This window comes from Hoylesella buccalis ATCC 35310 (assembly GCF_000177075.1).
Lineage (GTDB): Bacteria > Bacteroidota > Bacteroidia > Bacteroidales > Bacteroidaceae > Prevotella > Prevotella buccalis.
The window spans coordinates 161,396-187,557 of record NZ_ADEG01000039.1 but is presented as its reverse complement, the minus strand read 5'-3'; the positions used below and the strand labels follow the sequence as shown (position 1 = coordinate 187,557).

Annotated in this window: 21 protein-coding genes and 1 pseudogene; 9 read left to right on the top strand and 13 right to left on the bottom strand. The window is 46.9% G+C overall.

The window, feature by feature from the left end:
- Positions 1–9: 9 nt before the first annotated feature.
- The 5 genes from queA to HMPREF0650_RS04025 form a co-directional block, all read right to left on the bottom strand.
- Positions 10–1,176: a tRNA preQ1(34) S-adenosylmethionine ribosyltransferase-isomerase QueA gene (gene queA / locus HMPREF0650_RS04045; RefSeq protein ID WP_004348544.1), complete on the bottom strand. Its 1,167-nt coding sequence runs from the start codon at positions 1,174–1,176 to the stop codon at positions 10–12.
- The gene (truB, locus tag HMPREF0650_RS04040) at positions 1,177–1,887 is read right to left on the bottom strand and encodes a tRNA pseudouridine(55) synthase TruB (protein ID WP_004348543.1); all 711 of its coding nucleotides are present in this window, start codon (positions 1,885–1,887) and stop codon (positions 1,177–1,179) included.
- Between the two features lie 180 nt (positions 1,888–2,067).
- Positions 2,068–2,919: an undecaprenyl-diphosphate phosphatase gene (locus HMPREF0650_RS04035; RefSeq protein WP_004348542.1), complete on the bottom strand. Its 852-nt coding sequence runs from the start codon at positions 2,917–2,919 to the stop codon at positions 2,068–2,070.
- Complete coding sequence (locus HMPREF0650_RS04030; RefSeq protein ID WP_004348541.1) at positions 2,920–3,159, bottom strand: DUF3098 domain-containing protein; 240 nt, start codon at positions 3,157–3,159, stop codon at positions 2,920–2,922.
- 75 nt (positions 3,160–3,234) lie between these two features.
- Positions 3,235–4,116, bottom strand: a complete 882-nt coding sequence (locus HMPREF0650_RS04025; protein WP_040562359.1) for a cell division protein FtsX — start codon at positions 4,114–4,116, stop codon at positions 3,235–3,237.
- An 885-nt stretch (positions 4,117–5,001) separates the two neighbouring features.
- Between HMPREF0650_RS04025 and HMPREF0650_RS04020 the strand changes: the two genes are divergently transcribed.
- Genes HMPREF0650_RS04020 through pdxT form a run of 3 tightly spaced genes read left to right on the top strand, consistent with a single transcriptional unit; the run spans position 5,002 to position 7,527 of the window.
- Positions 5,002–6,075, top strand: coding sequence for a hydroxymethylpyrimidine/phosphomethylpyrimidine kinase (locus tag HMPREF0650_RS04020; RefSeq protein ID WP_004348536.1), 1,074 nt, complete (start codon positions 5,002–5,004; stop codon positions 6,073–6,075).
- Positions 6,072–6,950, top strand: coding sequence for a pyridoxal 5'-phosphate synthase lyase subunit PdxS (gene pdxS / locus HMPREF0650_RS04015; RefSeq protein WP_004348534.1), 879 nt, complete (start codon positions 6,072–6,074; stop codon positions 6,948–6,950). Before HMPREF0650_RS04020 ends, pdxS begins: the two co-directional genes overlap by 4 nt.
- Before the next feature lie 4 nt (positions 6,951–6,954).
- On the top strand, positions 6,955–7,527 hold the full coding sequence (gene pdxT, locus HMPREF0650_RS04010) for a pyridoxal 5'-phosphate synthase glutaminase subunit PdxT (protein WP_004348531.1): 573 nt from the start codon (positions 6,955–6,957) through the stop codon (positions 7,525–7,527).
- Between the two features lie 54 nt (positions 7,528–7,581).
- Here pdxT and lpxA read toward each other — a convergent pair whose 3' ends face one another.
- The 5 genes from lpxA to HMPREF0650_RS03980 form a co-directional block, all read right to left on the bottom strand.
- A complete protein-coding gene (gene lpxA / locus HMPREF0650_RS04005; RefSeq protein WP_004348530.1) occupies positions 7,582–8,364 on the bottom strand; it encodes an acyl-ACP--UDP-N-acetylglucosamine O-acyltransferase in 783 nt (260 codons plus the stop codon).
- A 126-nt stretch (positions 8,365–8,490) separates the two neighbouring features.
- The gene (locus tag HMPREF0650_RS04000) at positions 8,491–9,885 is read right to left on the bottom strand and encodes a TolC family protein (protein ID WP_004348529.1); all 1,395 of its coding nucleotides are present in this window, start codon (positions 9,883–9,885) and stop codon (positions 8,491–8,493) included.
- A gap of 2 nt (positions 9,886–9,887) precedes the next feature.
- Entirely contained in the window at positions 9,888–13,097 is a 3,210-nt protein-coding gene (locus HMPREF0650_RS03995) for an efflux RND transporter permease subunit (RefSeq protein WP_004348528.1), read from the bottom strand.
- A 77-nt stretch (positions 13,098–13,174) separates the two neighbouring features.
- Complete coding sequence (locus HMPREF0650_RS03990; protein WP_040562357.1) at positions 13,175–14,365, bottom strand: efflux RND transporter periplasmic adaptor subunit; 1,191 nt, start codon at positions 14,363–14,365, stop codon at positions 13,175–13,177.
- Between the two features lie 677 nt (positions 14,366–15,042).
- The gene (locus HMPREF0650_RS03980) at positions 15,043–16,479 is read right to left on the bottom strand and encodes a CCA tRNA nucleotidyltransferase (RefSeq protein ID WP_004348526.1); all 1,437 of its coding nucleotides are present in this window, start codon (positions 16,477–16,479) and stop codon (positions 15,043–15,045) included.
- Positions 16,480–16,573: 94 nt separating this feature from the next.
- Between HMPREF0650_RS03980 and HMPREF0650_RS03975 the strand changes: the two genes are divergently transcribed.
- The 6 genes and pseudogenes from HMPREF0650_RS03975 (at position 16,574) to HMPREF0650_RS03945 (ending at position 22,119) form a co-directional block, all read left to right on the top strand.
- A complete protein-coding gene (locus HMPREF0650_RS03975) occupies positions 16,574–16,984 on the top strand; it encodes a hypothetical protein (protein ID WP_040562353.1) in 411 nt (136 codons plus the stop codon).
- Positions 16,985–17,195: 211 nt separating this feature from the next.
- Positions 17,196–17,738, top strand: a complete 543-nt coding sequence (locus HMPREF0650_RS03970) for a DUF1599 domain-containing protein (protein WP_004348519.1) — start codon at positions 17,196–17,198, stop codon at positions 17,736–17,738.
- Positions 17,731–19,825 (top strand): annotated as a pseudogene (locus tag HMPREF0650_RS13470) (BT_3928 family protein). The gene HMPREF0650_RS03970 and the pseudogene HMPREF0650_RS13470 overlap by 8 nt, the downstream one beginning before the upstream one ends.
- 86 nt (positions 19,826–19,911) lie before the next feature.
- Positions 19,912–20,595 carry an SPOR domain-containing protein gene (locus HMPREF0650_RS03955; RefSeq protein WP_004348515.1) on the top strand — a complete coding sequence of 228 codons (684 nt, stop codon included), beginning with the start codon at positions 19,912–19,914 and terminating at the stop codon, positions 20,593–20,595.
- Between the two features lie 21 nt (positions 20,596–20,616).
- A complete protein-coding gene (folE, locus tag HMPREF0650_RS03950; RefSeq protein ID WP_004348514.1) occupies positions 20,617–21,210 on the top strand; it encodes a GTP cyclohydrolase I FolE in 594 nt (197 codons plus the stop codon).
- A gap of 159 nt (positions 21,211–21,369) precedes the next feature.
- Positions 21,370–22,119, top strand: coding sequence for an exodeoxyribonuclease III (locus HMPREF0650_RS03945; protein ID WP_004348513.1), 750 nt, complete (start codon positions 21,370–21,372; stop codon positions 22,117–22,119).
- 123 nt (positions 22,120–22,242) lie between these two features.
- On the opposite strand, the gene HMPREF0650_RS03940 is transcribed toward HMPREF0650_RS03945, so the two are convergent.
- The 3 genes from HMPREF0650_RS03940 to HMPREF0650_RS03930 all read right to left on the bottom strand — a co-directional run bounded on the left by HMPREF0650_RS03940 (position 22,243) and on the right by HMPREF0650_RS03930 (position 25,344).
- Positions 22,243–23,088 (bottom strand): glycoside hydrolase family 25 protein, encoded by an 846-nt coding sequence (locus HMPREF0650_RS03940; protein ID WP_245543453.1) that lies wholly within the window; start codon positions 23,086–23,088, stop codon positions 22,243–22,245.
- 125 nt (positions 23,089–23,213) lie between these two features.
- Complete coding sequence (locus tag HMPREF0650_RS03935) at positions 23,214–23,720, bottom strand: DUF4251 domain-containing protein (RefSeq protein WP_040562383.1); 507 nt, start codon at positions 23,718–23,720, stop codon at positions 23,214–23,216.
- A gap of 73 nt (positions 23,721–23,793) precedes the next feature.
- Complete coding sequence (locus HMPREF0650_RS03930) at positions 23,794–25,344, bottom strand: endonuclease (protein WP_004348510.1); 1,551 nt, start codon at positions 25,342–25,344, stop codon at positions 23,794–23,796.
- Positions 25,345–26,162: the final 818 nt, after the last annotated feature.

The following is a 26,162-nucleotide window of genomic DNA, read 5'->3' as shown; positions in this document are numbered from 1 at the left end:
TAACAGCTATCAATCGTCCAAAATCAAGAGTGAATCGCCGTAACACCCAAACTTATAACCATGCTTCACGGCCAGGTTGTAGGCTTCCATCACCAGCTCATATCCACCAAACGCAGCTGTTTCCATGAGCAAAGGCGACATACTGTGATAGAAATTGGCAATCATCGTATCAGCCAGGCCAAAGTCGTATGGTGGGAAGATGAACTTGCTGGTCCAGCCATCATACTCTTTCAGCAAGCCATCTGTACCGACAGCCGTTTCAGTTGCCTTGACAACGCTTGTCCCAACGGCACAAACACGATGCCCTTCTTGCTTTGCTTTGTTGACAATCTTGCAGGCCTGAGCATCTATCTTCATCGGCTCAGAGTCCATCTTATGCTTCGTCAGGTCTTCCACCTCAATGTTATTGAACGCACTGAGGCCACAATGCAGGGTGATATAAGCAAAGTGAATGCCCTTGATCTCCATCCGTTTCATCATCTCCCGGCTGACATGCAGACCAGTAGCGGCGGCAGTTACGGCTCCTTCATTCTTGGCGAAGATGGTTTGGAAATCTTCCATGTCGTGCGCATCGGCATGCGGAACCTCACGCTGGTTGAGGATATAACGAGGCAAGGGTGCCTCACCGAGCGCAAAAAGTTCTCGCTTGAACTCCTCATGAGGACAGTCATAAAGAAAACGAAGCGTTCGCCCACGGCTCGTGGTGTTATCGATTACCTCAGCAACCATGGTTCCGCTTTCATCAAAGAACAACTTGTTACCAATGCGTATCTTACGTGCAGGCTCTACCAACACGTCCCACAGGCGCATTTCACGATTGAGCTCGCGTAAGAGAAAGACCTCTATCTTAGCATCCGTTTTTTCCTTTGTTCCATACAAGCGGGCAGGAAATACTTTTGTATCATTGAAGATGAACGTGTCACCTTCATCAAAATAGTCGAGTACATGACGGAACTCCAAATACTGCCCCTCTACAGGTTTGCCCTTTTTGTTCTTCTGGAACATATCAATAGTCTGTGACTTACGATGCAAGACCATCAATCGAGATTCGTCACGACGCGTCATTCGGGAGAGATGCTTTTCTCCTTTGTCATCCACTATCTCATGGTAAACACTATGAGGATACAGAGCAACAAGCTCTTCCGGTAAATTGAATTTGAATTGTGATAGTTTCATTTATTGGTGTTTTTCGTCTATTTCTTGTTGATCCAACCACTCCTTGAAGTGGTCGAAGTTAATACTGTTTTCTACTTTGATAGCCCCCACTCGGGTCCGGCGCAGTGCTGTGAGGTATGCCCCACTGTCCAAAGCGCGTCCCAGGTCACGAGCCAGGGCTCTGATATACGTTCCTTTACCACAAACGACACGCAACTGGAGCAGCATGGTCGTTGGGTCAAAATCCATCACCTCTATCTCGTCAATTCTGACGCTTTTCGGTTTGAGCACCACTTCCTCGCCTGCGCGACGCAAATTGTATGACCGTTCGCCGTCTACCTTGCACGCACTGAAGGTTGGTGGGGTTTGTTGAATGTCGCCAACAAACTGTTTCAGTGCCTCATCAATACGCTCGCGTGTGATGTGTTCGGTTGGGAATGTCTGATTAACCTCGTGTTCTTTATCGTAACTCGCAGTGGTTGCCCCCAACTGGAGCGTGCAAGTATATTCCTTATCGTGTGCCTGCAACTGCTCAATTTGCTTGGTTGCTTTCCCTGTACACAACACCAACACCCCCGTGGCTAATGGATCCAACGTGCCGGCATGACCTATTTTTATTCGTTTGATGCCCAGCTTGCGAGATATGACATACCGCACATGGGCCAAAGCACCAAAGCTGGTCATGCCATAAGGCTTGTCAATGGCAAATATTTCTCCTGTATAAAAGTTCACGGTGTGGTTGCTTTGAGTTTATGAGTTAATGAGTTTTTAAGTTGATGAGTTTGGGAGTTAATAAGTTGATGAGTTTACAAGTATTTGAGTTTGTGAGTTGTTTTTTGTTTGTTTACGAGTGATGTACTCATGATGTATGAACTATCTGCTCGTCAACTGGTTAACTCGTCAACTTGTCAGCTAATCCACCATCGCCAACTGATGTCCCATCATCAGCCAAATCAAGATGGCACCGCCGACAATGATGCGATATACGCCAAAGGCTTTGAAGCCATATTTGGTGAGGAAAGCCACAAACCATTTCATGGCCAGCAACGCTACGACGAAGGCAACACCACTGCCCAGCAGCAAAGTGGGCACATGTGCGGACAAGGCTTCCACACCTCCATTCTTGATTAACTTAAACACATCAAGACAGGTAGCGGCGAACATGGTGGGCACAGCCAAAAAGAACGAGAACTCGGCCGCACGTTTGCGCGTCAGTCCTTGCGCCATTCCACCCACGATGGTGGCCATCGATCGCGAGACACCTGGTATCATGGCAATGCATTGGAACAGTCCTACCCGCAAAGCTCTCTTCTCTGTCAGCGGCGTTGATTCGCTTCCATGATTGAACAGGCGGTCGCAAAACAACATGAAAACACCACCAATCACCAACATCACCGCAACCACCACGACGCTTCCCAACATCTTTTCAATCAGATGGTTAGCCAGCAATCCGATGACAGCGGCTGGTATGAAGGCTACTAACAGCTTCCAGTAAAAGTCCCATTTGTGCAAGAAAGCCCTGACTGGCGTACTTTCTGCCGGTGCAGGTGTGTGGTCGAGCCGGAAGAATCGCTTCCAGTAGAGCGTCACAACCGACAGGATGGCACCAAACTGAATGATGACAATGAAGGCATTGATAAACGGATCGTTGGCCTCCATGCCCAACAAGTCGCGCGTGATAATCATGTGTCCCGTTGAAGACACGGGCAAAAATTCTGTCAACCCCTCAACGATTGCAAGAATGATGGTTTCTATAATGCTCATTTATTCTTCAATATGCTGATCCTTGGGCCTACGAACAATGGCATAAATCATTGACACAAAGCCAATGAAACATACCACCGGAGCCACCTTGATGCGGCGAACGCTGAAGATGTCCGGATTGTATGTCGTTTCTGTAGAGCCTCCTCCACTCATCAGGAGGAAGCCAATGATGACAATCATCATACCGACAGCCAACAATATGAAGTTGACCTTGTCGAATGCGAAGTTTCTTCTATCCATCTTATTGATTGATTTTGCCATGCGTCAGAATATCGCATATCCTGTGCATGACGATATGATTGCGAGTTTATTTATTTAGATGTTATACAATTCACCAGCCTTCATCCGCAAAAACTTGTTCACGGAAATATGTGCGCAGATGGCCGTAATGATGATGCCGAACAAGAACACCACGGCCGCTGTAACGGCCATGTCACGCCATGTCACAACGCTCAAGATGTCAGGTTCAGAGATATACAAACCATAGATACATGCAGCCAGCACGGTATTAGCTATCAAGCCGGCTATCAAACCTATCCATATCGCACGGTTGACAAACGGTCGGCGGATGAAGCTCCATGAGGCACCCACGAGTTTCATGGTGTGTATGGAGAATCGCCGTGCGTAGATGTCCAGCCGAACGGTATTGTTAATCAGCGAGAATGATACGATAGTCAGCAAAATGGCTAACACCAACATCACCAAACCCGTCTTAGCCAGGTTGCGGTTGACGCTGTCTATCAGCTCTTTCTGATAATTAATCTGATTGACTTTGGGATATTTCTTCAATTCGTCGGTAATCCATTTCAACGAATCATTATTGGCATAATTCGACCTGAGTGTCACCTCGATGGAGGCAGGACATGGGTTCTCACCATCGGTAAACTCGGAAGGGTCACTTCCCATGGCCGCCGTAATCTCCTTGAGGGCCTGCTCTTTACTAATATAATCCAAGCGTTTGATATAAGGTCGCTTCTTGATGTCGGCACAAATCTTCTGAGCTTCAGGATTTGTCATGTCATTTTCCAAAATCAGCTGCACCACCAAATTCTCCTTGACATACGAAGAAAGATTCCTGCCGGTGAGCGTTGAAAACACAACCAATCCCAATAAAATAAGCACCAAGGCTGTGCTAATACAAAGAGTAACGGCCTGTAGCCCACGATGACTACTGGTTCTATTTCGTTTTTTTCCCATTCCGATACGGATATAATACACCAAATTTGTTGCAAAGGAACAAAAAAAACAGCGATATAGCAACGGTTTAACTACAATTAACGTCCATTTCTGTGAAGGAGGAATACAGGGGTAGACGCAAGCTATGCCCATACTGTCTTCATCGTGTTTCCGGAACTGTCATTTAAGCTATCAATCATTCTTTGCTGAAAGTTCTGATCCACCCCTTCTATTGACTACCATTGACCTGTATTGCCGCTCTACCAGCCCATGTTTTCCATTGATCCATTTTGCCAAGAACAGCACGGATGAGCAAATTTGGTTATCGACAAGACGATTTAACCCTGCTGATTTATAATTTTCTAAAACTTGATTTTGTCAAGAAAACCAACCGATTTTTAACACTTCACGAACGCTTCTTCTAGAAAAAGAACAGGGTGATTCAGATGCAGTGACGAGAGTTTTGGCAGGGTGTTCATGCACTTTTAGGGCCAATCTATATGCTTTTTCTCCACTTTTATGCACTTTTTATCGAAAATAGCCATGCCATTGACCGATTAAAGCAATGTGTTTGACGGGCAAAAGCTATGCTATTGGAAAGTAAAAGCATAGCTATAGAAAGTAAGAAGCCTTGACAAAACAGATAACCCGCTGAACACAAGCGTCTTACAAACATGCGAAATCCTGGCCGTATTTGTGAGCAAAGGGGCGTGAGGCTGCGAATACGCGAGTTATGAAGAAGGCTTTGTCAAGAAAATTTCATCTTGCTCGCAGGGTTACGACTTGCACAAAACAACCTTTTCATTGTCATAATGAGAACAATATTTGTACAACTCGCTTTTTTTGTTTTCCTTTGTATCTAACAAACGGCGCACATGGTGCCACGCCATCAGGGGCCGACATAGCATGAAACAGCGCAACACGATATTGACAATCACCGGTTCTGACGGTTCTGGGGGCGCCGGAATCCAGGCCGACATCAAGGTCATTACGTCCTTGGGCGGATATGCCGTGTCGGTCATCACGTCAATCACCATGCAGAACACGCTTGGCATCCAGCGCTTTTACGACATCCCGGCCGACATCGTGGCAGAACAGGTGGAAGCGCTTGTCGATGACATCAAGCCCTCGGTGGTGAAAGTTGGTATGGTTCGCAACGTAAAGACGCTGGAGAACGTGGTGAGCATTTTGGCGAAACGCCAACCACTGAAACTCATCTACGACCCGGTGGTGACGTCAAGCCAGGGCGACCTGCTGATGCCACCAGAGATGATTGACAGCGTCAAGACCAAGCTGTTGCCGCTATGCTCGCTGGTTATCTTGAAGCAAAACGACGCAGCCTACTTGCTGAACAGTCCGCTCAAGACCCACGACGACATCGTCAACGGCATGAGAAAGCTGTTGAACATGGGGTGCCGGGCCGTGCTGTTGCACAGCGGCGACGACCACGATTTCATCGCATGGCAGCAAGATGGCGACATACACGTGGAGCCCTCGCCCACCCTTTGGCAAACCAACGCACACGGATTGGGCAGCAACCTGACCTCGGCCATCGCCTATTTTCTGGGCGAAACGGATGATTTCAGAGAGGCCATCAGCAGAGGCAACGCTTACATTCATCAGCAGATGAGCGAGATGGGCGAACTGAAAGGACGGGGAAGCGAGCTGCTCAACGCGTTCATGAAAGCCGTATCGACACATTATGCCACCAACAATGATGTGCGGTTCTATGCCGACATGCTGAACGTGAGTCCCCGTTACCTGGGACAGGTGACCAAACGCATCGTGCAGAAAACGCCGAAGACCCTCATCGATGAACACGTTTTTCACGAAAGCAAGTTCTTGTTGGACACCACCAGCAAGACCGTTCAAGAGATAGCGTATGCGCTGGGGTTCAACTCACAGTCGCATTTCACGAAGTTTTTCAAGAAGATGGGAAACTCAACACCTAGTATTTACCGACAAAAACAAATAAAATGAAAACAACTGAAAGACAAACACTGAATCGTAATTTAGCACAAATGCTCAAGGGAGGCGTCATCATGGACGTTACAACACCCGAGCAAGCACGTATCGCAGAACAAGCCGGAGCCTGTGCGGTGATGGCTCTCGAACGCATACCGGCCGACATTCGCGCGGCAGGTGGCGTTTCGCGCATGAGCGACCCGCACATGATCAAGGGCATTCAGAAGGCCGTAAGCATACCAGTGATGGCCAAATGCCGCATTGGACACTTCGTTGAAGCCCAGATTTTGCAGGCCATTGAGATTGATTACATCGATGAGAGCGAGGTACTCTCGCCCGCAGACAATGTCTATCACATTGACAAGACCAAGTTTGACGTACCTTTTGTGTGCGGTGCAAAGAACCTTGGTGAGGCGCTCAGACGCATCGCTGAAGGCGCAACCATGATTAGAACCAAGGGAGAACCAGGTACGGGCGACGTGGTTCAGGCTGTGACGCACATGCGCATGATGCAGGCTGAAATCAGAAGACTTACCTCTATGGCTGAAGATGAGCTGTACGAGGCCGCCAAACAATTGCAGGTTCCCTACGAACTGGTGCAGTATGTACACGAAAACGGCAAGCTGCCAGTGGTGAACTTTGCCGCTGGTGGCGTAGCAACTCCTGCCGATGCCGCATTGATGATGCAACTTGGAGCTGAAGGAGTGTTCGTGGGTTCGGGCATATTCAAATCGGGCAATCCAGCCAAGCGCGCAGCTGCCATCGTACAAGCTGTGACCAACTACAACGATGCGAAGCGGTTGGCCGAGCTGTCAGAAGACCTTGGTGAAGCCATGGTGGGCATCAACGAACACGAGATTGAAGTGCTGATGGCCGAAAGAGGAAAGTAAACAGATGAAAATAGCTATATTGGCATTACAAGGAGCATTCGTCGAACACGAACGAATGCTCCGTTCTTTGGGCGTAGACACGTTTGAAGTGAGGAACAAAGACGACTGGCAGCAGCCGAAAGACGGTCTGATTATTCCTGGCGGAGAGAGCACTACGGTGGTGAAGTTGCTGCATGACCTCGATTTACTGACACCCATACAGCGAGAAATCAATGAGGGATTGCCGGTATTTGGCACTTGCGCAGGACTTATCCTGCTGGCAAAGCAAGAGAATGGGCAAGCAGCTTCACGCATTTCCACGATGGATATTGACGTTTGCCGCAACGCCTATGGCAGACAGTTGGGCAGTTTTCGTACCGTATCCTCATTCGAAGGCATTGAAAACGATATCCCCATGACCTTTATCCGTGCCCCTTATATCAATCAAGTATATGGCGAGGCCGAGGCATTGGCAACGGTTAACGGCCACATTGTCGCCGCTCGGCAAGGTCATCAGCTGGTTACGGCCTTCCATCCCGAGCTGGATGAGGACGTAAGCGTACACAAGTATTTTGTTGACATCATTAAAAAAGGATAGGAAAGCTTTTGTGCCAACCTATCCTATTCTATATATAAATGTGTTCGGTGCGAACTAAAGTTTACCGATGATTCCTGCTTTTGTAGCCTGAATGAACCGTATGATGTTTTCAATTTCAGGACTGCTGGGAACTTGTTCCTTTACTTGCAGCACCGCATCGAACACACTTGTTTGGCCATGGAATATCAGGCGATACGCATTGGCTATGTGACTCTGAACCTTTTCTGTGATGCCATACGTTTCCAACATCGTCTTATTGGGACCTCCATAGCTTACTGGCACACCGCCGGCAATGATGTATGGCGGAACGTCTTTATAGAACGTGGTACCAGCTTGTATCATGGCGTAGTCGCCAACTCGGGTGTTCGCATTCTCGATGACACTCGAACTGAAAATCACGCCGTTGCCAATTTCACAGTCACCGGCAATCTTTGTTCCATATCCAAATACACATTGATTACCCACTTTGGTGTCATGTGAGATGTGAGCTCCCTCCATCAAGAAGTTGTCATGGCCGATGACGGTCTGTCCTCCCGCATGGGTTGCCCGATTGATGACGACATTTTCACGAATGATGTTGTTGTTTCCGATAATCAACTCGGTGTCTTCTCCCTTGAATTCAAAGTCCTGCGGAAGGGCTCCCATCACCGAACATTGATGCACGGTGTTGTTAGATCCCAGGCGAGTTCCCTTCAAAATGCTGACAAAGGGATAAATCACACAGTTGTCTCCTATCACAACATCTTCTTCGATATAGACAAATGGGTAGATTTTACAATTGTTTCCAATCTTCGCTTTGGGAGATATTTCCGCTTTCTCACTGATATCGTATGCCATAATTTTTAGTTTTTTAGTTTATAGTTTATTAGTTGATGAGTTGGTATATCATATGGGTCGGACCTTATTTCATAGGTCTATTTTGCCTGATTGGTCCTTCCTTGTCAACTTATCAACCATCCTACCCTATTCTTTCACGCCGCCGCCGAGGGCCTGATAGAGGTTTACAACGGCCTGCATCTTGTGAAAATCGTCCGTAATCTTAGCCATCTGCGCATTGAGAAGGGTTTGCTGAGCAGTGATTACCTCAAGGTATGTACTGCTCGACTGACTTAAAAGAAGCTTGGTATCCTCCACATTTTGTTGCAGAGTTTGTATCTGTTTAGCCTCAATCTTGCTCTTTTCATCTGACGAATGGTAAAGCACAAGTGCGTTACTCACTTCATTTCCAGCCTTCAATATGCTGTTCTGCCACGTGTTATAGGCCTTTTCATATTGGGCTTCAGCAACGCGTAGTCCTGCAATAATCTTTCCTTTTTGGAAGATAGGCTGCACCAAACTGCCGACAGCCGACAGCATCCATTTGCCAGGATTGATGACCGCAGCTCCCGCACTGTTGGTAAACATGCCGGTAGGAGCAATCGTCAGACTTGGATAAAAACGGCTTCGAGCGGTTTCTACGCCATAGAAACATTCGGCTAATTGCATCTCTGCCGCATGAACGTCGGGACGATTGGCCAGCAACTGGATGCCGATGCCGGTAGATAAGTTCGCGGGCAGAGCCTGATTCTCAAGCCTTCCGCGCGAGATACTCTGTGCCGGTTGTCCCATCAAGAGCGACAAAGCGTTCTCCGTTTCACGTATCTGGCGCACCAAATCGGTCTTTTTGGCCTCCACTGCATAGTAGTTTGCTTCGGCACTCTGCACACCTGTCGACCGAATACCGCGTCCAAGATCTTTCAATACCTTCATCTTGTCCCACGTTTCCTTGGTCAATTCGTGCATGTTGTTGACGATTTCGAGCTGTTTGTCGAGCATCAAAAGGGTATAATACATATTCGCTACCCCGCTGATGATATTGGCTTTAACCAACGTCTGATAGTCCTTTGTGGCCAACAACGCTACCTGTGCGGCACGTTTCTGACTGAGCAAATTGCCAAACAAATCAACATTCCAGCTGGCAGCAATGGGCAATTGATAAGTTGAAATGGCCTTTCCACCATCCCAAGAAGCAATGGTTCCCTGGGGAGCAAAGGTGAAAGAAGGCAGAAAAGACAACCTGGCTGCCTTCAATTGTGCTTCAGCCATCTTCACGTTCAGCGCAGCATTCAGCAGATCCACATTGTTAGTCAACGCCCTTCCTATATGCGTTTGCAATTGTGGGTCGGTGAACACACTGCGCCAAGGCATGTTACCAAAGCTCGTTGTGTCCGTCACAACCAACGTATCTGTCATCGAAAGCGAATCACGAACGATTCCCTTGGTGTTCACATTGGGGCGTTGATACGTTCCATAGAGGCTCTTGCAGCTGGTTAACGCCAATGCTGCAAGTCCCATAATCATTATATTTTGTATTTTCATCACTATTCTTTATTATTCTCATCTACTGTGATTCCTACCGGACGGCGCGCGTATTGCTGCAGTTCAGCCTCTGCTTCAGAGTTCTCTTCATCATCAAACTTAATCGGTGTGAATCTCTCTTGCAATGCCTGGAAGATGACAAACAAACCTGGAACAACAAACAACTGACAGAGCGTACCAATCAACATACCTCCTACAGCGGCCGCCCCCAGAGTTTGATTACCATTCTTTCCCACGCCCATGGCAAACATCATTGGCAACAAACCGATGACCATGGCCAACGAAGTCATCAAGATGGGGCGCAAACGAGCACCCGATCCGAGAATGGCAGACCATGTAATAGCCATACCCGTGCGTCGTCTTTCAAGGGCGAACTGCACAATCAAAATGGCATTCTTGGCCAACAAACCAATCAACATAATCAGAGAAATCTGCATGTAGATGTCATTGTTGTGTCCAAACAACTGCGTAAAGAGGAAAGCACCAGCCAATCCAAACGGGATAGAGAGGATAACTGCGAAGGGCAACAGGTAGCTTTCGTACTGCGCTGCCAATATCAAATACACGAACAAGAAGCATAATACAAATATCATGCCAGTGGCATTGCTCGATTCACTCTCTGACCTTGACAAGCCAGAGAAGTCGTATCCGTAGCCTTGAGGCAGGTCTGTCGCGGCAACTTCCTTGATGGCTTGAATGGCTTCACCTGTAGAATAACCGCTATTCAGCGTTACCTGAACGTTGATACTCGTAAACATGTTGAACCGATTGATGTTTGATGGGCCGAAAACACGCTTCATCGAAATGAAACTTTGCACGGGTGCCATGCCGCCAGGTGTACGGACATAGATGTCATTCAGACCCTCTGGACGCTCACGACTGGAAACATCACCCTGAATCATGACACGATACAGCTTGCCGTATGCATTGAAGTTAGAGGCGTACATGCCACCGTAATACCCCTGAAGCGTACTCAAGACGGTGGCAGGAGATATGCCTGCCTGCTTGCATTTAGCCACATCCACATCAATCAGATACTGAGGATAGTTTGGATTGTACGAGGTCATGGCCATTTGTATCTCCGGACGCTTGTTCAATTCGGCCAAATAAGCCTTGGTTACTTGGAAGAATTTATTCAAATCGCCACCCGTTTTGTCCTGCAACACCAAGGAAACGCCGTTGCTCAAGGCGAAACCAGGAATCATAGGAGGTGCGAATGCCAAGATTTGAGCATCCTTAATCTGAGCAGTCTGCTTGTATATCATGCCTAATACCGCCATGGCACTTTGTCCCATGTTACGCTCACTGAAAGGCTTCAACTTGATAATAAAGGTAGCTTGGTCAGACCCTTGCCCGGCAATGAAGTTGTATCCTTGCAGCTGTTCGCGGCTCTGAATGGCCGGATTGCTGGCCAACATGGCATCAACCTGGTCGATCACCTGCTGCGTGCGCACCGCACTTGTTGCCGGAGGCATAGACACCGTACAGAACAGCGTACCCGTATCTTCATCCGGAACCAATCCTGTCTTGGTTGTTTTCATGGTCAAGAGCAAGGCTATTGCACCCACCAAGATGAAGACTCCTGTGAGAACAGGCTTCCTAACCAGCTTTTGCAATCGATTTTTGTATTTACCCAAGACCTTCTCATAACTGGTATTAAACGACGCATGAAAACGGTCTATCCTACTCATCTTACGCTCGGTTCCATCCTCATTCTTTGGTTTCAGGAAGATGGCACACAATGCTGGCGAGAGCGTTAAGGCGTTCAGGGCCGATATGATGATTGACACCGCCATGGTCACACCAAACTCTCGGTAGAACGTTCCTGATGTTCCACCGATGAACGACACCGGAACGAACACCGCAGCCATCACCAACGTGATGGAAATAATGGCGCCCGCAATTTCGTTCATCGCATCAATGCTGGCCGTCAAAGCACTCTTATATCCCAAATCCAACTTGGCATGAACGGCCTCAACCACCACGATGGCATCGTCAACCACAATGGCTATCGCCAGCAAGAGGGCCGACAGCGTGAGCAAGTTGATGGAGAATCCGAACAATTGCAAGAAGAAGAAGGTTCCTATCAGTGACACCGGCACGGCAATCAGCGGAATCAAGGTAGAACGGAAGTCCTGTAAAAAGATGTAAACCACCAAGAACACCAGCAGCAAGGTTATGACCAATGTCTTGAGAACCTCTGCGATAGAAGCATAAAGGAACTCGGTCACATCATAGTTAATCTTGTATTCCATGCCCGGCGGGAAGTTCTTTGCCTGATTCTCCAATTCAGCTTTCACCGCTTTAGCAATGTCATTGGCGTTCGAACCCGCAATTTGTTGAACCATACCCATGGACGATGGTTGGTTGTTGTTGCGCATGCTCACGGCATAAGTCAATCCGCCAAGTTCTATCTTTGCCACATCTTTCAACTTCAGGGTCTGTCCCGTCTGCGTACTGTGCAAGATAATGTTGCCAAACTCGTCGGCCGTTTTCAGACGACCTTTATAGCGCATCACATACTCGTAGGCCATGTTGCTCTGTTCACCGAACGAACCAGGAGCAGCTTCCACGTTTTGTTCGGCCAACGCGCCAGCGATATCAGATGGCATCAAGCCATACTGTTTCATCACATCAGGCTTCAACCAGATACGCATGGAGTAGGTCTTCATACCTGGGCTCTGCACGTCACCCACGCCTCGAACACGCTTGATGGCCGGAATGATGTTGATATTGTTGTAGTTGGTTAAAAACCTATCATCGTATTTGCCACCCTCTGACGTCAGCGTGTACATCAACACCTGCGAGGTTTGACGCTTAGATACGGTTACACCCACGCGGTTCACCTCTGCCGGCAGCAACGCCTGAGCCTGCGAAACGCGGTTTTGCACGTTAACGGCACACATGTCAGGGTTGGTTCCCTGACGGAAATAAATGGTAATCTGCGCCGCACCAGCGTTGGTAGCCTGCGAGGTCATGTACTCCATGTTCTCCACACCGTTGATGCTTTCCTCAAGGGGAGCGAGCACAGAGTTCTTCACCGTTTCAGCATCTGCGCCGATGTAAGTGGTCCATACCGAAATGGTAGGTGGCGCTATATCCGGATATTGCTCGATGGGAAGCGTGGTCAGTCCGATGAATCCCAAGATCACGATGACCACGGAGATTACCGTTGACAATACCGGTCGCTTGATAAATTTTGTAAATGTCATAATTCGTTGTTGTTTTCTCGCTTACTTTTCAGCATTCATGATAGGCTGGTTCTCACCCCAACCCATCAAATGCACCTTTATTTAAAAGCCTCTTTCATCTTTCCGTAGTCACCCTGAATCTCGCCAAGTTTCTCAGCATCGGCTATCTTCTTGGCGTACTGCGCCTGCGTGATGGGCTTGATTTCCATGCCATCGCTCAACTTTGTGATGCCATTGGTAACGATGCGGTCGCCCACTTTCAGTCCCTCTGTCACGATATAGTTTTGTCCATCGTTTTGCGGAGCTACCTTAATTTCCGTGTACTTGACCTTGTTGTCCTTGCCAACCGTATAAACAAAAATCTTATCCTGCACCTCAGTTGCATACGACTGCGGAATAACGATGGCGTGGTTGCTTACCCGTGGTACGACGATAGAGCCCGATCCGCCACTCTTCAACAACCGATTAGGATTTTTGAAGTGAGCTATCAACGTCAAGGTACCAGTGGCTTGGTCTATCACACCACTCATCTTCACCACCTTACCAGGCTGGTTGTAAATCGTGCCATCGGCCATCTGCAATTTTACCGCTGGCATCGATGCGATGACAGCCGACACGTTGCCCGATGTCTTGGTCATTTCCAGCACATCTTTCTCAGTCATGGAGAAGTAAACCTCCATGGTGCTGTTGTTGGAAACGGTGGTCAACGGCGTGGGACTTGAAGCGCTGACCAAGGCCCCCACCTTGAAAGGAAGGCTGCCAACGACACCTGCCGCCGGACTCTTCACATAGCAGAAACTCAGCATCTCCTTCGCCGAAGCCAGTGCAGCTTGTGCCTGAGCCACCGCTGCCTGTGCCGTTGCGTAAGTATTTTGAGCTGATTGTAATTCGTATTGGCCAATGACATTGCTCTTGAACAACTGCTCACTGTTCTCGTAGGTCAACTTAGCGGTGTTGAGTTGCGACTTGGCTGAGTTCACGGCAGCCTGCGCTTGGCGAACCGATGCCTGATAAGTACTGTTGTCTATCACGAACAACACCTGGCCCTTGCCTACTGTTTGGCCCTCTTTCACGTTCAGTTTTGTAATGAATCCCGACACCTTCGGCCGAATCTCAACATCTTGAATACCCTTGATCACGGCTGGATAAGTGGTCTGGGTTGTAGAACCCGTCGACTTGATTTGCGTGACAGGATATTCGTTGTCACCGAATTTCATGCTGGGTTTACCGCCACACGAAACCAAGAGTGCAGCCATGGCTGCAAACAAAAACATACTTTTTTGTCTCATACCTTTATATAATCTATTATTTTTCATTCTTTCTCAAAAAAACATACGATTAGAACCTAATCGAAAACTATTGCAAGTTTATAAGTTTTTGCCATGCAAAATTACATGATTTTTTCTCACTTTGGCATCAATACCACTTACATTTAACATATATTATCTGCAAATAACGAAAATAGAGGATTTACATCAAGCGGATGCAAACATTCATCCTTGGAGCAAAAATGCAAAAACACGCACATCAAACGGATTGGAGAAAGATGAAAATGTGCCTCGGCATCGACGCCATCTTACCCCAACCAAGATGTCAAAAACGGGTTGCCTGGGATGTTGAAAAATCTTGCAAACCCGCTCAAATACTCGCGTATTTGCAAGCAAGTGCCTCGGTGGTCGAAAATATGCGAATTTTGTATATGCTTCACACTCATCCAATTACATAAATATACCCTATCAACGACACCTCAAAAGCAGCCAAATTGTACGCCAAGAGCATTGCGTTTGACCAGCAACGGACATGCTTTTCAGGGGCAAAAAGCATGCTATAGAAGACCAAAGTCAATGCTTTTTGCCAGACAAGGGCATCAGAAAGTGATTTTTGAAGCTATAAATGGCTGGATTATCTCTAGAATGCAAGTTTTGAAATAACCAAAAATATTGACAAAACCGTGATTTTTTTACTCCTATTTTTGAGGTACGTCCAACCCCATTTTTTTGGCTTTTTCAATCAAAAGAGCCATCAACGGTTCGCGTTCGTTCGGCACCTTGTTATCAAGCACCGCGTCTTTCAAGGTCTGCTTCAACGTCCCCACCTCGCGCGATGGCTGCAAGTGGAACATCTCCATGATTTCGTTTCCGTCGATGCAAGGCTGCAACAGCCGCTTGTAGTCGCGTTCTTTCAGGTCATCCAGCTTCTCGCGTACCATACGAAAGTTGTCCAAAAACCGCTGTTTACGCTGTGCGTTTTTACTGGTAATGTCGGCTTCGCACAGCGTCATGAGGCCGTCGATGTCGTCACCGGCATCGTTCATCAAGCGACGAACGGCACTGTCGGTCACCTCTTCATCGGCGATGGCGATGGGACGCATGTGCATATCAACCATTTTTTGCACATACTTCATCTTGCTGTCCATGGGAAATTTTAGCCGTCTGAAGATGCCTGGAATCATCTTGGATCCAATGTAATTATGGTTATGGAACGTCCATCCGGCCTGAACGTCCCACCTTTTGCTGCGTGGTTTTCCGATGTCATGGAACAAAGCCGCCCACCGAAGCCACAAGTTGTCGGTATGTTGGCAAATGTTATCAACCACTTCCAGGGTATGATAGAAATTGTTTTTATGCGCTCGGCCGTTCCTTGTTTCCACGATGTCCATGAGGGTGAACTCGGGCAAGATGAGTTCGAGCAATCCACAGCGATGCAGTTCTACGAATCCCCGACTGGGGTGGTCGGTCATCATGATTTTGTTCAGCTCGTCGGCGATACGTTCCCCACTGACAATCTTGATGCGTTCCCGGTTGCGCTGCAATGCCTCAAAGGTTTCGTCCTCGATGAAAAATTTCAATTGTGTGGCGAAACGCACGCAGCGCATCATGCGCAATGGATCGTCAGAGAAAGTGATGTCGGGGTCGAGCGGCGTGCGAATGATGCCGTCTTCCAAGTCTAAAAGACCGTCAAAGGGATCGACCAGCTCGCCAAACCTCGCCTCGTTGAGGCAGACAGCCATGGCGTTGATGGTGAAATCACGTCGGTTTTGGTCGTCCTCCAAGGTGCCATCCTCCACCACGGGCTTGCGTGAATCGTGGTTGTAGCTTTCTTTTCGGGCGCCCACGAACTCCACTTCCTGTCCCCGATACTTCACTTGCGCCGTTCCAAAATTGCGAAATACCGACAGATGAGCTTGCTTACCCAGCCGCTGCTTCAAGGCCTCTGCCACTTTGATGCCGCTGCCCACCACCACCACGTCGATGTCGTTGGACGGTCGTTCGAGAAAAAGGTCGCGAACATAGCCACCCACTACATAGCATTCCAGCTGCAAGTCATCGGCCACAGCGGATAGGTGATGAAAGATAGGTTGATCAAGGAGATGAGCCAAGTCGGCATTGGAGAGATTACGCATGTTGAAACTATAAAACTTCTTAAGTGGCTGCAAAGTTACTAAAAATTAGCCATGTTTTGGGTGCTATGAAAGAGAAAAATCGTATTTTTGCGACATGAAGAAATATATGTGGTTGATTCTGTGCACGCTTCTCATCTGTTCGTGCACACCATCTGAAGACGAAAAAGCAGCAAGATTGCTCTCCCAGATTAAGACCTTATATAAGGATGGTTGCTATAATGAAGCACTCGACTCCATCATGGCACTGCGCATGCGGTTTCCCAAAGCCATAGAGAGCCGCAAGGAAGCCCTGCACATTTGGCAAAACGCTTCCTTGAAGCAGGCACAGGCCGACATTGCCAAGACCGACTCGGCACTACAAACCGTCTTGAGAAGCATCCCCATGGAATCGAATCTGTACAAAGCCAACATGATGAGGGTGGAACGCGACTCGCTGAAGGCGCGCTATGAGGCCATGTGCGGCGTGGTGCGAATGATTAGGATGCGGCAGAAACAAGGTCTGTAGCACAGGTTTCAGATACGTCATGCAACCTGGAGGGTTGCGCAGAAGATAGAGAATGAAGAACGACTGGCGAGAGATAACCCCGCAAAGCGATTCTTCATTTTTTTTCGTTGTTAACCTATCAACCTATTCAGCGCAGATTTGTCGGCAAAAAATCGACATCCACTTCCTTTGGATATTTCATGAGAATTGACTAATTTTGCAAACAATAAATATGAACAATACGAAGACAGAAGAGCAGTTCAAGAAGGTGCTGACCGAATGTCGCACGCTCTTTGAGAAGAAACTTCACGATTACAGTGCGTCGTGGCGCATTCTGCGTCCGTCGTCATTGACAGACCAGCTGTTCATCAAAGCCAAGCGCATACGCTCGTTGGAAATCAAAAAACAAGCCATGATAGACGAAGGCATCCGCCCTGAATTCATGGCCTTGATTAACTATGGCATCGTGGGGCTGATTCAACTGGAGAAGGGGTTCGTTGACGAAATAGACATCAACACCGAGCAGGCCATGGCGTTGTACGACCAACATGCGAGCGAAGCGCTCACACTGATGGTGAAAAAGAACCACGACTACGATGAGGCATGGCGCTCGATGCGGGTGAGCAGCTACACAGACTTTATCTTGACAAAGATACAACGAATCAAAGAACTGGAAGACATCCATGGACAGGCACTCGTTTCTGAGGGCATCGACTCCAATTTGATGGACATTATCAACTACGCTGTCTTCGGTGTTATCAGGCTCAGTGAATAAACTCAAGACGATATCGACCAACGTTTGCCGCCTGCTCCTGGGGGTGACATTCATCCTTTCGGGATATGTCAAGGCAATTGACCCGCTGGGGACACAATACAAGATAGAAGACTATCTGGAAGCATTGGCAAGGCAAGGCATGATTCCCGACTGGATGACGTTGGGAGCTTCGGTAGTTTTGTCAGCTTTGGAATTCTGCTTGGGCGTGTTCATCCTGCTGGCTATCAGGCGGCGAGTGGTGTCGAAAATCACGCTGGTTTTCATGGCAATCATGACAGTAGTGACGCTGTGGTTGGCCATCGCCAATCCCATCAGCGACTGTGGGTGCTTTGGTGACGCCATCAAACTGAGCAATACGGAGACATTGTTGAAGAACATTGTGCTACTGGGTTGTGCCATTGTCTTGGCCATTTGGCCGACACGCATGTGGCGTTTCATATCAAGACCCAACCAATGGATTGTGTTCAACTATACCATCTTCTTCATTATCGTGTCCAGTCTGTATTGCCTGTACAAGCTGCCGCTGTTCGATTTCAGGCCTTATCACGTGGGAGCCAACATCCAACAGGGTATGGTGATTCCCGAAGGAGCAGAGCAACCCAAGTTTGAAACAACATTCTTGCTGAAAAAAAATGGCGTGACGAAGGAGTTTACACTGGACAATTACCCAGACTCTACTTGGACTTTCGTGGACAGTAAGACTGTTCAGACGGCGCAAGGGTATGTGCCTCCCATACACGACTTCAGCATACAAACCCAGCAGGGAGATGACCTCACCCAGGAGGTGTTGAACGATACGAGTTACACCTTCTTGCTCATCTCGCCTCATCTGGAATATGCAGACGACTCAAACTTTGGCGATATTGACAGGATTTACGAGTATGCACAGACGTACAATTATCCTTTTTATTGCCTCACGTCAAGCACCGAGCCGCACATCAAGCGTTGGCAGGATCTGACGGGTGCCGAATATCCGTTCTACATGACTGACGAAACCACGCTGAAGACCATCATCAGAAGTAATCCTGGGTTGCTTTTACTGAAAAAAGGAACCATCATTAGGAAATGGAGCCACAACGACTTGCCGAAAGAAGCGGACATGCAACGGCCGCTGAACGAAGAAGTGATTGGGCAAATGCCTGTCAACAGCGTGTCAACCAGGATAGCAGAAATCTTCTTGTGGTTCATCCTGCCATTGATGTTGCTGACCATTGCCGACCGTCTTTGGGCCTGGAGCCAGTGGTTGAAGTTCAAGAAAAAGAAAGAAGAACGCTATCAAAAGAAAGAAAAAGATAATAAATCAACTCTTAAAAAAGAATAGTAAAATGAGAAAGAAAATCGTAGCAGGTAACTGGAAGATGAATCTGAACCTGCAAGAAGGTGTTGCTTTGGCAAAAGAAATCAATGAAGCATTAGTAGCTGAAAAGCCCAACTGCGGCGTTATCATCTGCACACCGTTCATTCACTTGGCATGTGTTGCAGACGTATTGGATAAAAACTTAGTGGGTCTGGGTGCTGAGAACTGTGCCGATAAGGAAAAAGGAGCCTACACAGGTGAGGTTTCTGCAGAGATGGTAAAGAGCACCGGAGCACAATATGTCATTCTGGGACACTCTGAAAGACGTCAATATTACAAGGAAACTCCAGAAATCTTGAAGGAGAAAGTGCAGTTGGCATTGAAGAATGGGCTGAAGGTTATCTTCTGCATTGGCGAGACTTTGGAAGAGCGCGAGGCCAACAAGCAGAACGAAGTGGTGAAGGCAGAACTCGAAGGTTCTGTATTTAACCTTTCTGAAGAAGAGTTCAAGAACATCATTATCGCCTACGAACCCATCTGGGCTATTGGTACTGGAAAGACTGCAACAGCCGATCAGGCAGAAGAGATTCATGCCTATATTCGTTCAATCGTTGCTGAGAAGTATGGTAACGAGGTGGCTCAGGACACCACTATCTTGTACGGAGGCAGCTGCAAAGCCAGCAATGCGCCAGAATTGTTCGCTAAAGAAAACATCGATGGCGGTCTGATTGGTGGCGCATCACTCAAATGTGCCGACTTCAAGGGCATTATTGATGCTTGGAAGAAATAAGACTCCACACATGTTGAGTGAGGCAAGGCCCATCCAATAGTGAGCCTTTGGCTCACTCGACATTTTTGAATTAACACCAAAGAAAAATGAAGAAATTCGTCACTTTATTCATCATCATCATTTGTTCAGTAACATTTGCTGATGCACAGACTTTCCTTGAGCATCTTCAGAAGAAGGAGCCAGGAAAAGCATCTGTCAAAGTTAGCCAGAGTAAGGATATCGACGAATTGGTTAACGGAAAAGCGAAAACCGCTACAACACAGACTGGCAGGATTGATAACAAAGCGCAAGACGTAAAGAATGTTGCAGTAACAAAGAATCAAAACACACCTGCAGTCACAACAAACCCGGCGGAGAAGAATGGTCAGAAACCTAAAGAGGGAGCTGAAACGAAACATGATTCCACGGCTAGACATGAAGATAAACGACTGCAAAACGAAGAGACTTCGACCAATGAGATGGAGATTCCCACCATCGACTTGCGCAAAAAAGTGATGCGGAAGGGGTATAAGATCAATGGATACCGTGTGCAAGTCTATGCTGGAGGCAACTCACGAGCCGACAGACAACGAGCAGAAGCCGCCAGAGACATCATCAAACAGACGTTTCCTAATGAGCCAGTTTACGTTCATTTCTATTCTCCAAGGTGGATCTGTCGCGTAGGTAATTATCGAAGTTATGAAGAAGCGGCTCACATTCTCAAGCAAGTGAAAGGTCTTGGGTATAAACAAGCCAGCATTGTACGCGGCAAAATTACTGTACAATATTAAACAATAGGAACGAAGAAACAAATGAATTCAGATACTGAATTTCGTGAAGGCCTGGACGAACTGGCCTCACATTACGAAAAAATATTATCACTTCTCGGCGAAGACCCACAGCGCGAAGGCCTACAGAAGACTCCCATGCGCGTGGCAAAAGCCATGCAAGTGCTGACAAGAGGATACGCACAAGACCCCAAACAAGTGCTTCTCGATGCGCTGTTTGATGAGAAATACAATCAAATGGTCATCGTCAAAGACATTGATTTCTTCTCCATGTGCGAGCACCACATGCTGCCTTTCTATGGAAAAGTGCATGTAGCCTACATCCCCAACGGCCACATCACCGGATTAAGCAAAATAGCTCGCGTGGTTGACATATACAGTCACCGTCTGCAAGTGCAGGAACGTTTGACGCAACAAATTGGAGATTGCATCCAAAGTGCACTCAAACCCTTAGGAGTGATGGTAGTGATTGAGGCTAAACACATGTGCATGCAGATGCGCGGAGTAGAGAAACAAAACTCTATCACCACTACCAGTGCATTCAGTGGTGCCTTCAATCAAGCCAAAACCCGTGAGGAGTTCATGAATCTTCTGCGAGGGGAATCAAAGAGAATATAAATAAATTTTCACCAATAGTGTTTGGCATTTGTCCTACTGCATTGATTCGTTTCCTCACTATCAACAAGCAATTGGACGACAATTCGGCCTTCTCAAGGTTTACATAAGATGGCAACTTGAGGATTGCCAAACACAATTATTCACGACTAAGCTAAGTATATGAAGTTTATCTCATGGAACGTTAACGGGCTGCGGGCCTGTGTGAAGAAGGATTTTGAAGCATCATTCCATCATTTGGACGCTGACTTTTTTTGCCTGCAAGAAACCAAAATGCAGGCAGGCCAATTGGACTTGCAGTTCGAAGGCTATCAATCGTACTGGAACTATGCCGACAAGAAAGGCTATTCGGGTACCGCCATCTACACCAAACATACACCACTGAACGTGACGTATGGCTTGGGAATAGACGAACACGACCACGAAGGACGGGTGATAACCATGGAGATGGATGACTTTTTCCTCATCACCGTCTATGTTCCCAACTCGCAAGATGAGCTTCGCCGACTTGACTATCGCATGCAATGGGAAGACGATTTCCGAGCTTACGTTATGCAGTTGGATGCCATCAAACCAGTGATTATCTGCGGAGATCTGAACGTTGCCCATGAAGAAATCGACCTGAAGAACCCCAAGACCAATCGCCGTAACGCCGGTTTTACAGACGAAGAGCGTGAAAAGATGACGATTTTGCTTAACAATGGCTTTGTAGATACCTTTCGTCATCTCTATCCTGAGCAAGTAACATACTCGTGGTGGTCGTACAGATTTCGCGCAAGAGAAAAGAATGCCGGCTGGCGTATCGACTATTTTCTCATTTCAGAACGGCTCAAAGAACGACTCGTTGACGCCAAAATACATACAGAGATTTTAGGAAGCGACCACTGTCCGGTGGAATTGGAGCTACTATAAATCCTCCCCACTCCTATCATTATCAAGATAAATACTATTATTCCATTCGAGCATAAACCACAATGAATGGCTTCGGCAGACTGGTTTTAACCTTTTAGAAAATCATTTTCTTGCCAGAAGTCATTATTCATTCGATTTTAATGGCAGCAGGATATCGGTGATTGTCGTGCCGGATGCAAACGCATCCAAATCCACTTCACGATTGATACCACTCACCCATCCATGCTGATCGCGTTGCCATATATAGTGCCGATGAGCGCCATTCACCACGGGAGCCTCATCACTATAATGGGCAATGAATAGGGGCAGCTTATCAAAACGGGGCGAAAGATGGGCATTATAGAAACGACTGTCGGCATAAAGTAGCGGATACGAACCGTAATGTTGCTTGACCAACCCTACAAAAACAGTCAAACTATCCTGTATTTGACGCTTATTCCACCCTTTTACCCCCGACCATTCCACATCAACCATCGGCAAAAGATGCTGAGATGTACTGTCAACTTGGGTGATAAAGTTGTTGAATTGTGAACGCATAGAACTGGAAGAGGTCAAAAAATGATACGACCCAACCAACAATCCCGCACGCTTAGCCTCTCGTATATTGTACTGATATAACGTATCGACGTGCGTACTGCCCTCGGTAGCCTTGATGTATACAAACTGAATGCACGTGTCGCTGGCCACCAAAGGCCAATCGATAAGTCCTTGATGATGCGAAACATCGATACCGTCATAATGATATTTGCTCCGGGGATGAGGCAGCAAACCGCTTTGCCAAGCCGTAGTTTGCAAACCTGAAAGAAAACTTCTGTACTGCTCTGGGAAAAAGATAACCACCGAACAGAACACAAAAAACAAAAAAGAAACCACAATAGCCATGGCCTTTAGTCTTCTCTTCCACCTTGAACCGTGGTGGTGATGGCGATGATGGTGGTGCCGATAGGAATGTGAGCGTGGGTTGGTCATGATTTAAACAGCTATGGATTGACACGATTGTTTAAAGAGAAATTAAATCATAGGACAAGGTATCTGTCACCATGCCACCAGTCCATGCCCATCCAACGCAGGCTGCAAGAAGGGCGATGCATCTACTATTGTTCCTTTTCATCCTTGATGACGAGTTTTCCTCTGAACAAGATTTGTTCACGTTTTTGCGCCCTTACCAGCAGGTTAACCTGTCCGTTATCAAAAATTTCCATCATATACGCATAACGATCTTCATCGTTTTCTACATAGATGTCCATTTTTGTCAACCCTTTTTTAGGGCTACTGACAGCATAATCTTGAATAGGAGCGTCGAACACCAAGGCCTTTCCGCCCCCGTATGGAATATTGTAGGCACGCCCATAGTAGGGAAGATATGAATAAAGCGTGTCGCCAGACATGCGGATGCCATACCCGTAGTCCAGATGTTTCATACCCCCACGGAAAGGAATGACATAATTGATATCCACTGCCATCTTTTTATTTTCAATGGCCTCGTGAACCTTTTGCGCCGTCCAGGCCAACTTCACGTCCTTCTGCTGTGATGTCAAACGGCTTGATGAGCATCCCACCAGAAGAGCAAACACACTACATAAAAGGAACTCATTTCTCATGAAAGCCTCCAATTTTTCTGCTAATATACATTTTTTTCAGCAGTATCACACCATTTATCTCAACTAAATGCCGTTATTTCTTGAGATGTTTTCTGCCATGTTGAATCACCACTCCTCTGTAATTCCTGCGCACCCGGTGCCCAAACAAATCAAACATCGGTGCCGCTGGGTCCAGCTTATTCCAATCGGTAATTACTCGGGAGATGCCCGTAGGCACACTTCCTGTCACCTTCAAGTTTCTGATTTCCCAGGTTGGCGCACACGAAGTGGTACTCTTGTAGACGAAAGCCACTTGTATTTTCTTGCCAGCATAGGCACTCAAATTGATGGGATTGGTCTGTACAAACTTCCAATTTTCAAGTCCAGGAATCTCAACATTCACCTTCGTCCATGTCGATTGTCCTACCTCTTGAACCATCACAGACAAGAATTCTCCTCCCCTATTTTTGTAACTCTTTAAAAAGTTGCAAGCCTGTTCAAAACTCATTTGTGCTTTTTCATACGCAGTTAAATCGATGACAGGCGATATCAACCAACTTTCAGCAGCCTGGTTTGCGCTATAGACATAGGCAGATGCCTTCATACACTGCACGTTGTCTTTCGCATAACTGAACCAAACGTAAGTCATCCCGTTTGACAATTTCTTGTTGTCGACAGTGAACATCCCCTTGCCCGATGCAAACGACTCATTGAAAACCACGCCATCCACACCCGGTTGGGGTGTTGGGTCGGGTGTAGGATCAGGCACCACGACGCTACCTCCGCTGCGGTAATGATCATAACTAAAGGCTACATTCACAGAATCGCCCCAAATATAATCCTCCAACCCCGGATAATCTACAAACGGATTTCTGTTGCCTTGAGCTTTTGCCACCGCCTCATTGCGATTGATCTCCTTGTCACTCACAGGATCTTTCTTCGCCCAACGCAGTAGCATGTCCATCTGCCACTTGACCAACGGCTTGTAGGCATTTCCCGAAAAGATGTTGGCACCTCCACTTCCGCTCGACCATTTTGACACATTACTCTCATAACAAGTAATCATGTAGAAATAAATTCGAGCCAAATCGCCCTTGTATTCATCGTTGGGTTCAAACACCGTTCCACCGTAACCTGGCAAAGTACACGTTCCAAGTTTGCTGAATCCATTGTTCGACTGGTACTTCTCACCCTTAGTTTCGCCATAAGGAAAATTGCTTCTTCGATTGTTCACATAGCCATCTGAGGGCAGGATGTGATGAGCGTCATACTTCATCGGCTTGGCTTTAAAGAACCAACTCTGAGGCACCGTGTGCTCTCGGTTGTAGCCGTCGCCTTCACCTGAATATTGATGTCCTTGCGCACTACTGCCAATGATATAATTGGTAGTGTTGGAATAGATGTCGTAAAGTTTGCCGTCAGCACGCCGATCGGACGTACGGTAAATCGCCCACAGACCATCGTAAGAACCGTGAATGGAACCGGAAATGACGTGAAAAAAGGCTGTCTTCAACGCTGCACCCGTTTTTCCATTCGTACTTTCGTAATAGGTTCCCGTGCGGTTGGGACCTTGGGCCCACAAAGTGGCAGTTCCTAACATGAGCGTTGACAAGAAGATATGTCGTAGATTAGATGATTTCAGCATAAAAAATAATTTGAATTTGATTGTTTGCAAATTTACAAAACAATCTTATTTATCCATATAAATTTACAAGAAAAGTCGTTCTCACCTTAATATCCTATGCTAATACGGCAACAAATGTAGCCTCTTGTGAATCAGTCAAGAGAATAATGTAGAGGCGCACGCCCAGTCTGTCAGCAAATCCAATAGCCACCTGCTGTATTTTTTTCATAGTCAGTCAACCTCGCAACAATCAATGGTCATACTGAATGCAACACCATTATTCATCAAAGCAAAATGTTATGAATCACATCAGAACGCAGAAAATGTTGAAAATTTTACCCGAAAAAGGGGCCTAAAACAGCTCATCAATGTTGATCATCTAGAAAAAAATGATAGGCAAACAGGGTGCAAATCGAATGATTGGTGGGTCAGAAAATTCTATTTTTACCAATAAAGTAATGCTTTCATGCGCACTAATGCATCTTATTGGCGGTCAATAGGCATGGGTTAACAGGACAAAAGCATGATAATTGCACCCCTAAAGCAATGCTTTTGGCTTAAAAGTGCATGAAAAAAGTGGCATAGAAACAATCATATCTGCAACTAATTGTATCAAAACCACTTACAAAACCTTCGCATGCTGGCCGTATTTGCAACGACTGAAAAGGTTGTTGGGAAATACGCCAAATATGAAGAGGTTCGTTGTCAAGAAAATTCATCATAGTTGAGCATCGTGATTTCCACACACAACCTTTCAAACCCATTTGCCCATGCTGTTGTCAAAACAATAAAATTGGGCGTTATGAGGGTTAAACATGCCTCATGAAAAGCATGCAGAG

Excerpts from the sequence above, each read along its gene's own strand:
- queA (WP_004348544.1), bottom strand. The coding sequence starts at position 1,176 with ATGAAACTATCACAATTCAAATTCAATTTACCGGAAGAGCTTGTTGCT.
- HMPREF0650_RS04035 (WP_004348542.1), bottom strand. The coding sequence starts at position 2,919 with ATGAGCATTATAGAAACCATCATTCTTGCAATCGTTGAGGGGTTGACA.
- HMPREF0650_RS04030 (WP_004348541.1), bottom strand. The coding sequence starts at position 3,159 with ATGGATAGAAGAAACTTCGCATTCGACAAGGTCAACTTCATATTGTTG.
- HMPREF0650_RS04025 (WP_040562359.1), bottom strand. The coding sequence starts at position 4,116 with ATGGGAAAAAAACGAAATAGAACCAGTAGTCATCGTGGGCTACAGGCC.
- HMPREF0650_RS04020 (WP_004348536.1), top strand. The coding sequence starts at position 5,002 with ATGAAACAGCGCAACACGATATTGACAATCACCGGTTCTGACGGTTCT.
- pdxS (WP_004348534.1), top strand. The coding sequence starts at position 6,072 with ATGAAAACAACTGAAAGACAAACACTGAATCGTAATTTAGCACAAATG.
- pdxT (WP_004348531.1), top strand. The coding sequence starts at position 6,955 with ATGAAAATAGCTATATTGGCATTACAAGGAGCATTCGTCGAACACGAA.
- lpxA (WP_004348530.1), bottom strand. The coding sequence starts at position 8,364 with ATGGCATACGATATCAGTGAGAAAGCGGAAATATCTCCCAAAGCGAAG.
- HMPREF0650_RS04000 (WP_004348529.1), bottom strand. The coding sequence starts at position 9,885 with ATGAAAATACAAAATATAATGATTATGGGACTTGCAGCATTGGCGTTA.
- HMPREF0650_RS03995 (WP_004348528.1), bottom strand. The coding sequence starts at position 13,097 with ATGACATTTACAAAATTTATCAAGCGACCGGTATTGTCAACGGTAATC.
- HMPREF0650_RS03990 (WP_040562357.1), bottom strand. The coding sequence starts at position 14,365 with ATGAGACAAAAAAGTATGTTTTTGTTTGCAGCCATGGCTGCACTCTTG.
- HMPREF0650_RS03980 (WP_004348526.1), bottom strand. The coding sequence starts at position 16,479 with ATGCGTAATCTCTCCAATGCCGACTTGGCTCATCTCCTTGATCAACCT.
- HMPREF0650_RS03975 (WP_040562353.1), top strand. The coding sequence starts at position 16,574 with ATGAAGAAATATATGTGGTTGATTCTGTGCACGCTTCTCATCTGTTCG.
- HMPREF0650_RS03970 (WP_004348519.1), top strand. The coding sequence starts at position 17,196 with ATGAACAATACGAAGACAGAAGAGCAGTTCAAGAAGGTGCTGACCGAA.
- HMPREF0650_RS03955 (WP_004348515.1), top strand. The coding sequence starts at position 19,912 with ATGAAGAAATTCGTCACTTTATTCATCATCATCATTTGTTCAGTAACA.
- folE (WP_004348514.1), top strand. The coding sequence starts at position 20,617 with ATGAATTCAGATACTGAATTTCGTGAAGGCCTGGACGAACTGGCCTCA.
- HMPREF0650_RS03945 (WP_004348513.1), top strand. The coding sequence starts at position 21,370 with ATGAAGTTTATCTCATGGAACGTTAACGGGCTGCGGGCCTGTGTGAAG.
- HMPREF0650_RS03940 (WP_245543453.1), bottom strand. The coding sequence starts at position 23,088 with ATGACCAACCCACGCTCACATTCCTATCGGCACCACCATCATCGCCAT.
- HMPREF0650_RS03935 (WP_040562383.1), bottom strand. The coding sequence starts at position 23,720 with ATGAGAAATGAGTTCCTTTTATGTAGTGTGTTTGCTCTTCTGGTGGGA.
- HMPREF0650_RS03930 (WP_004348510.1), bottom strand. The coding sequence starts at position 25,344 with ATGCTGAAATCATCTAATCTACGACATATCTTCTTGTCAACGCTCATG.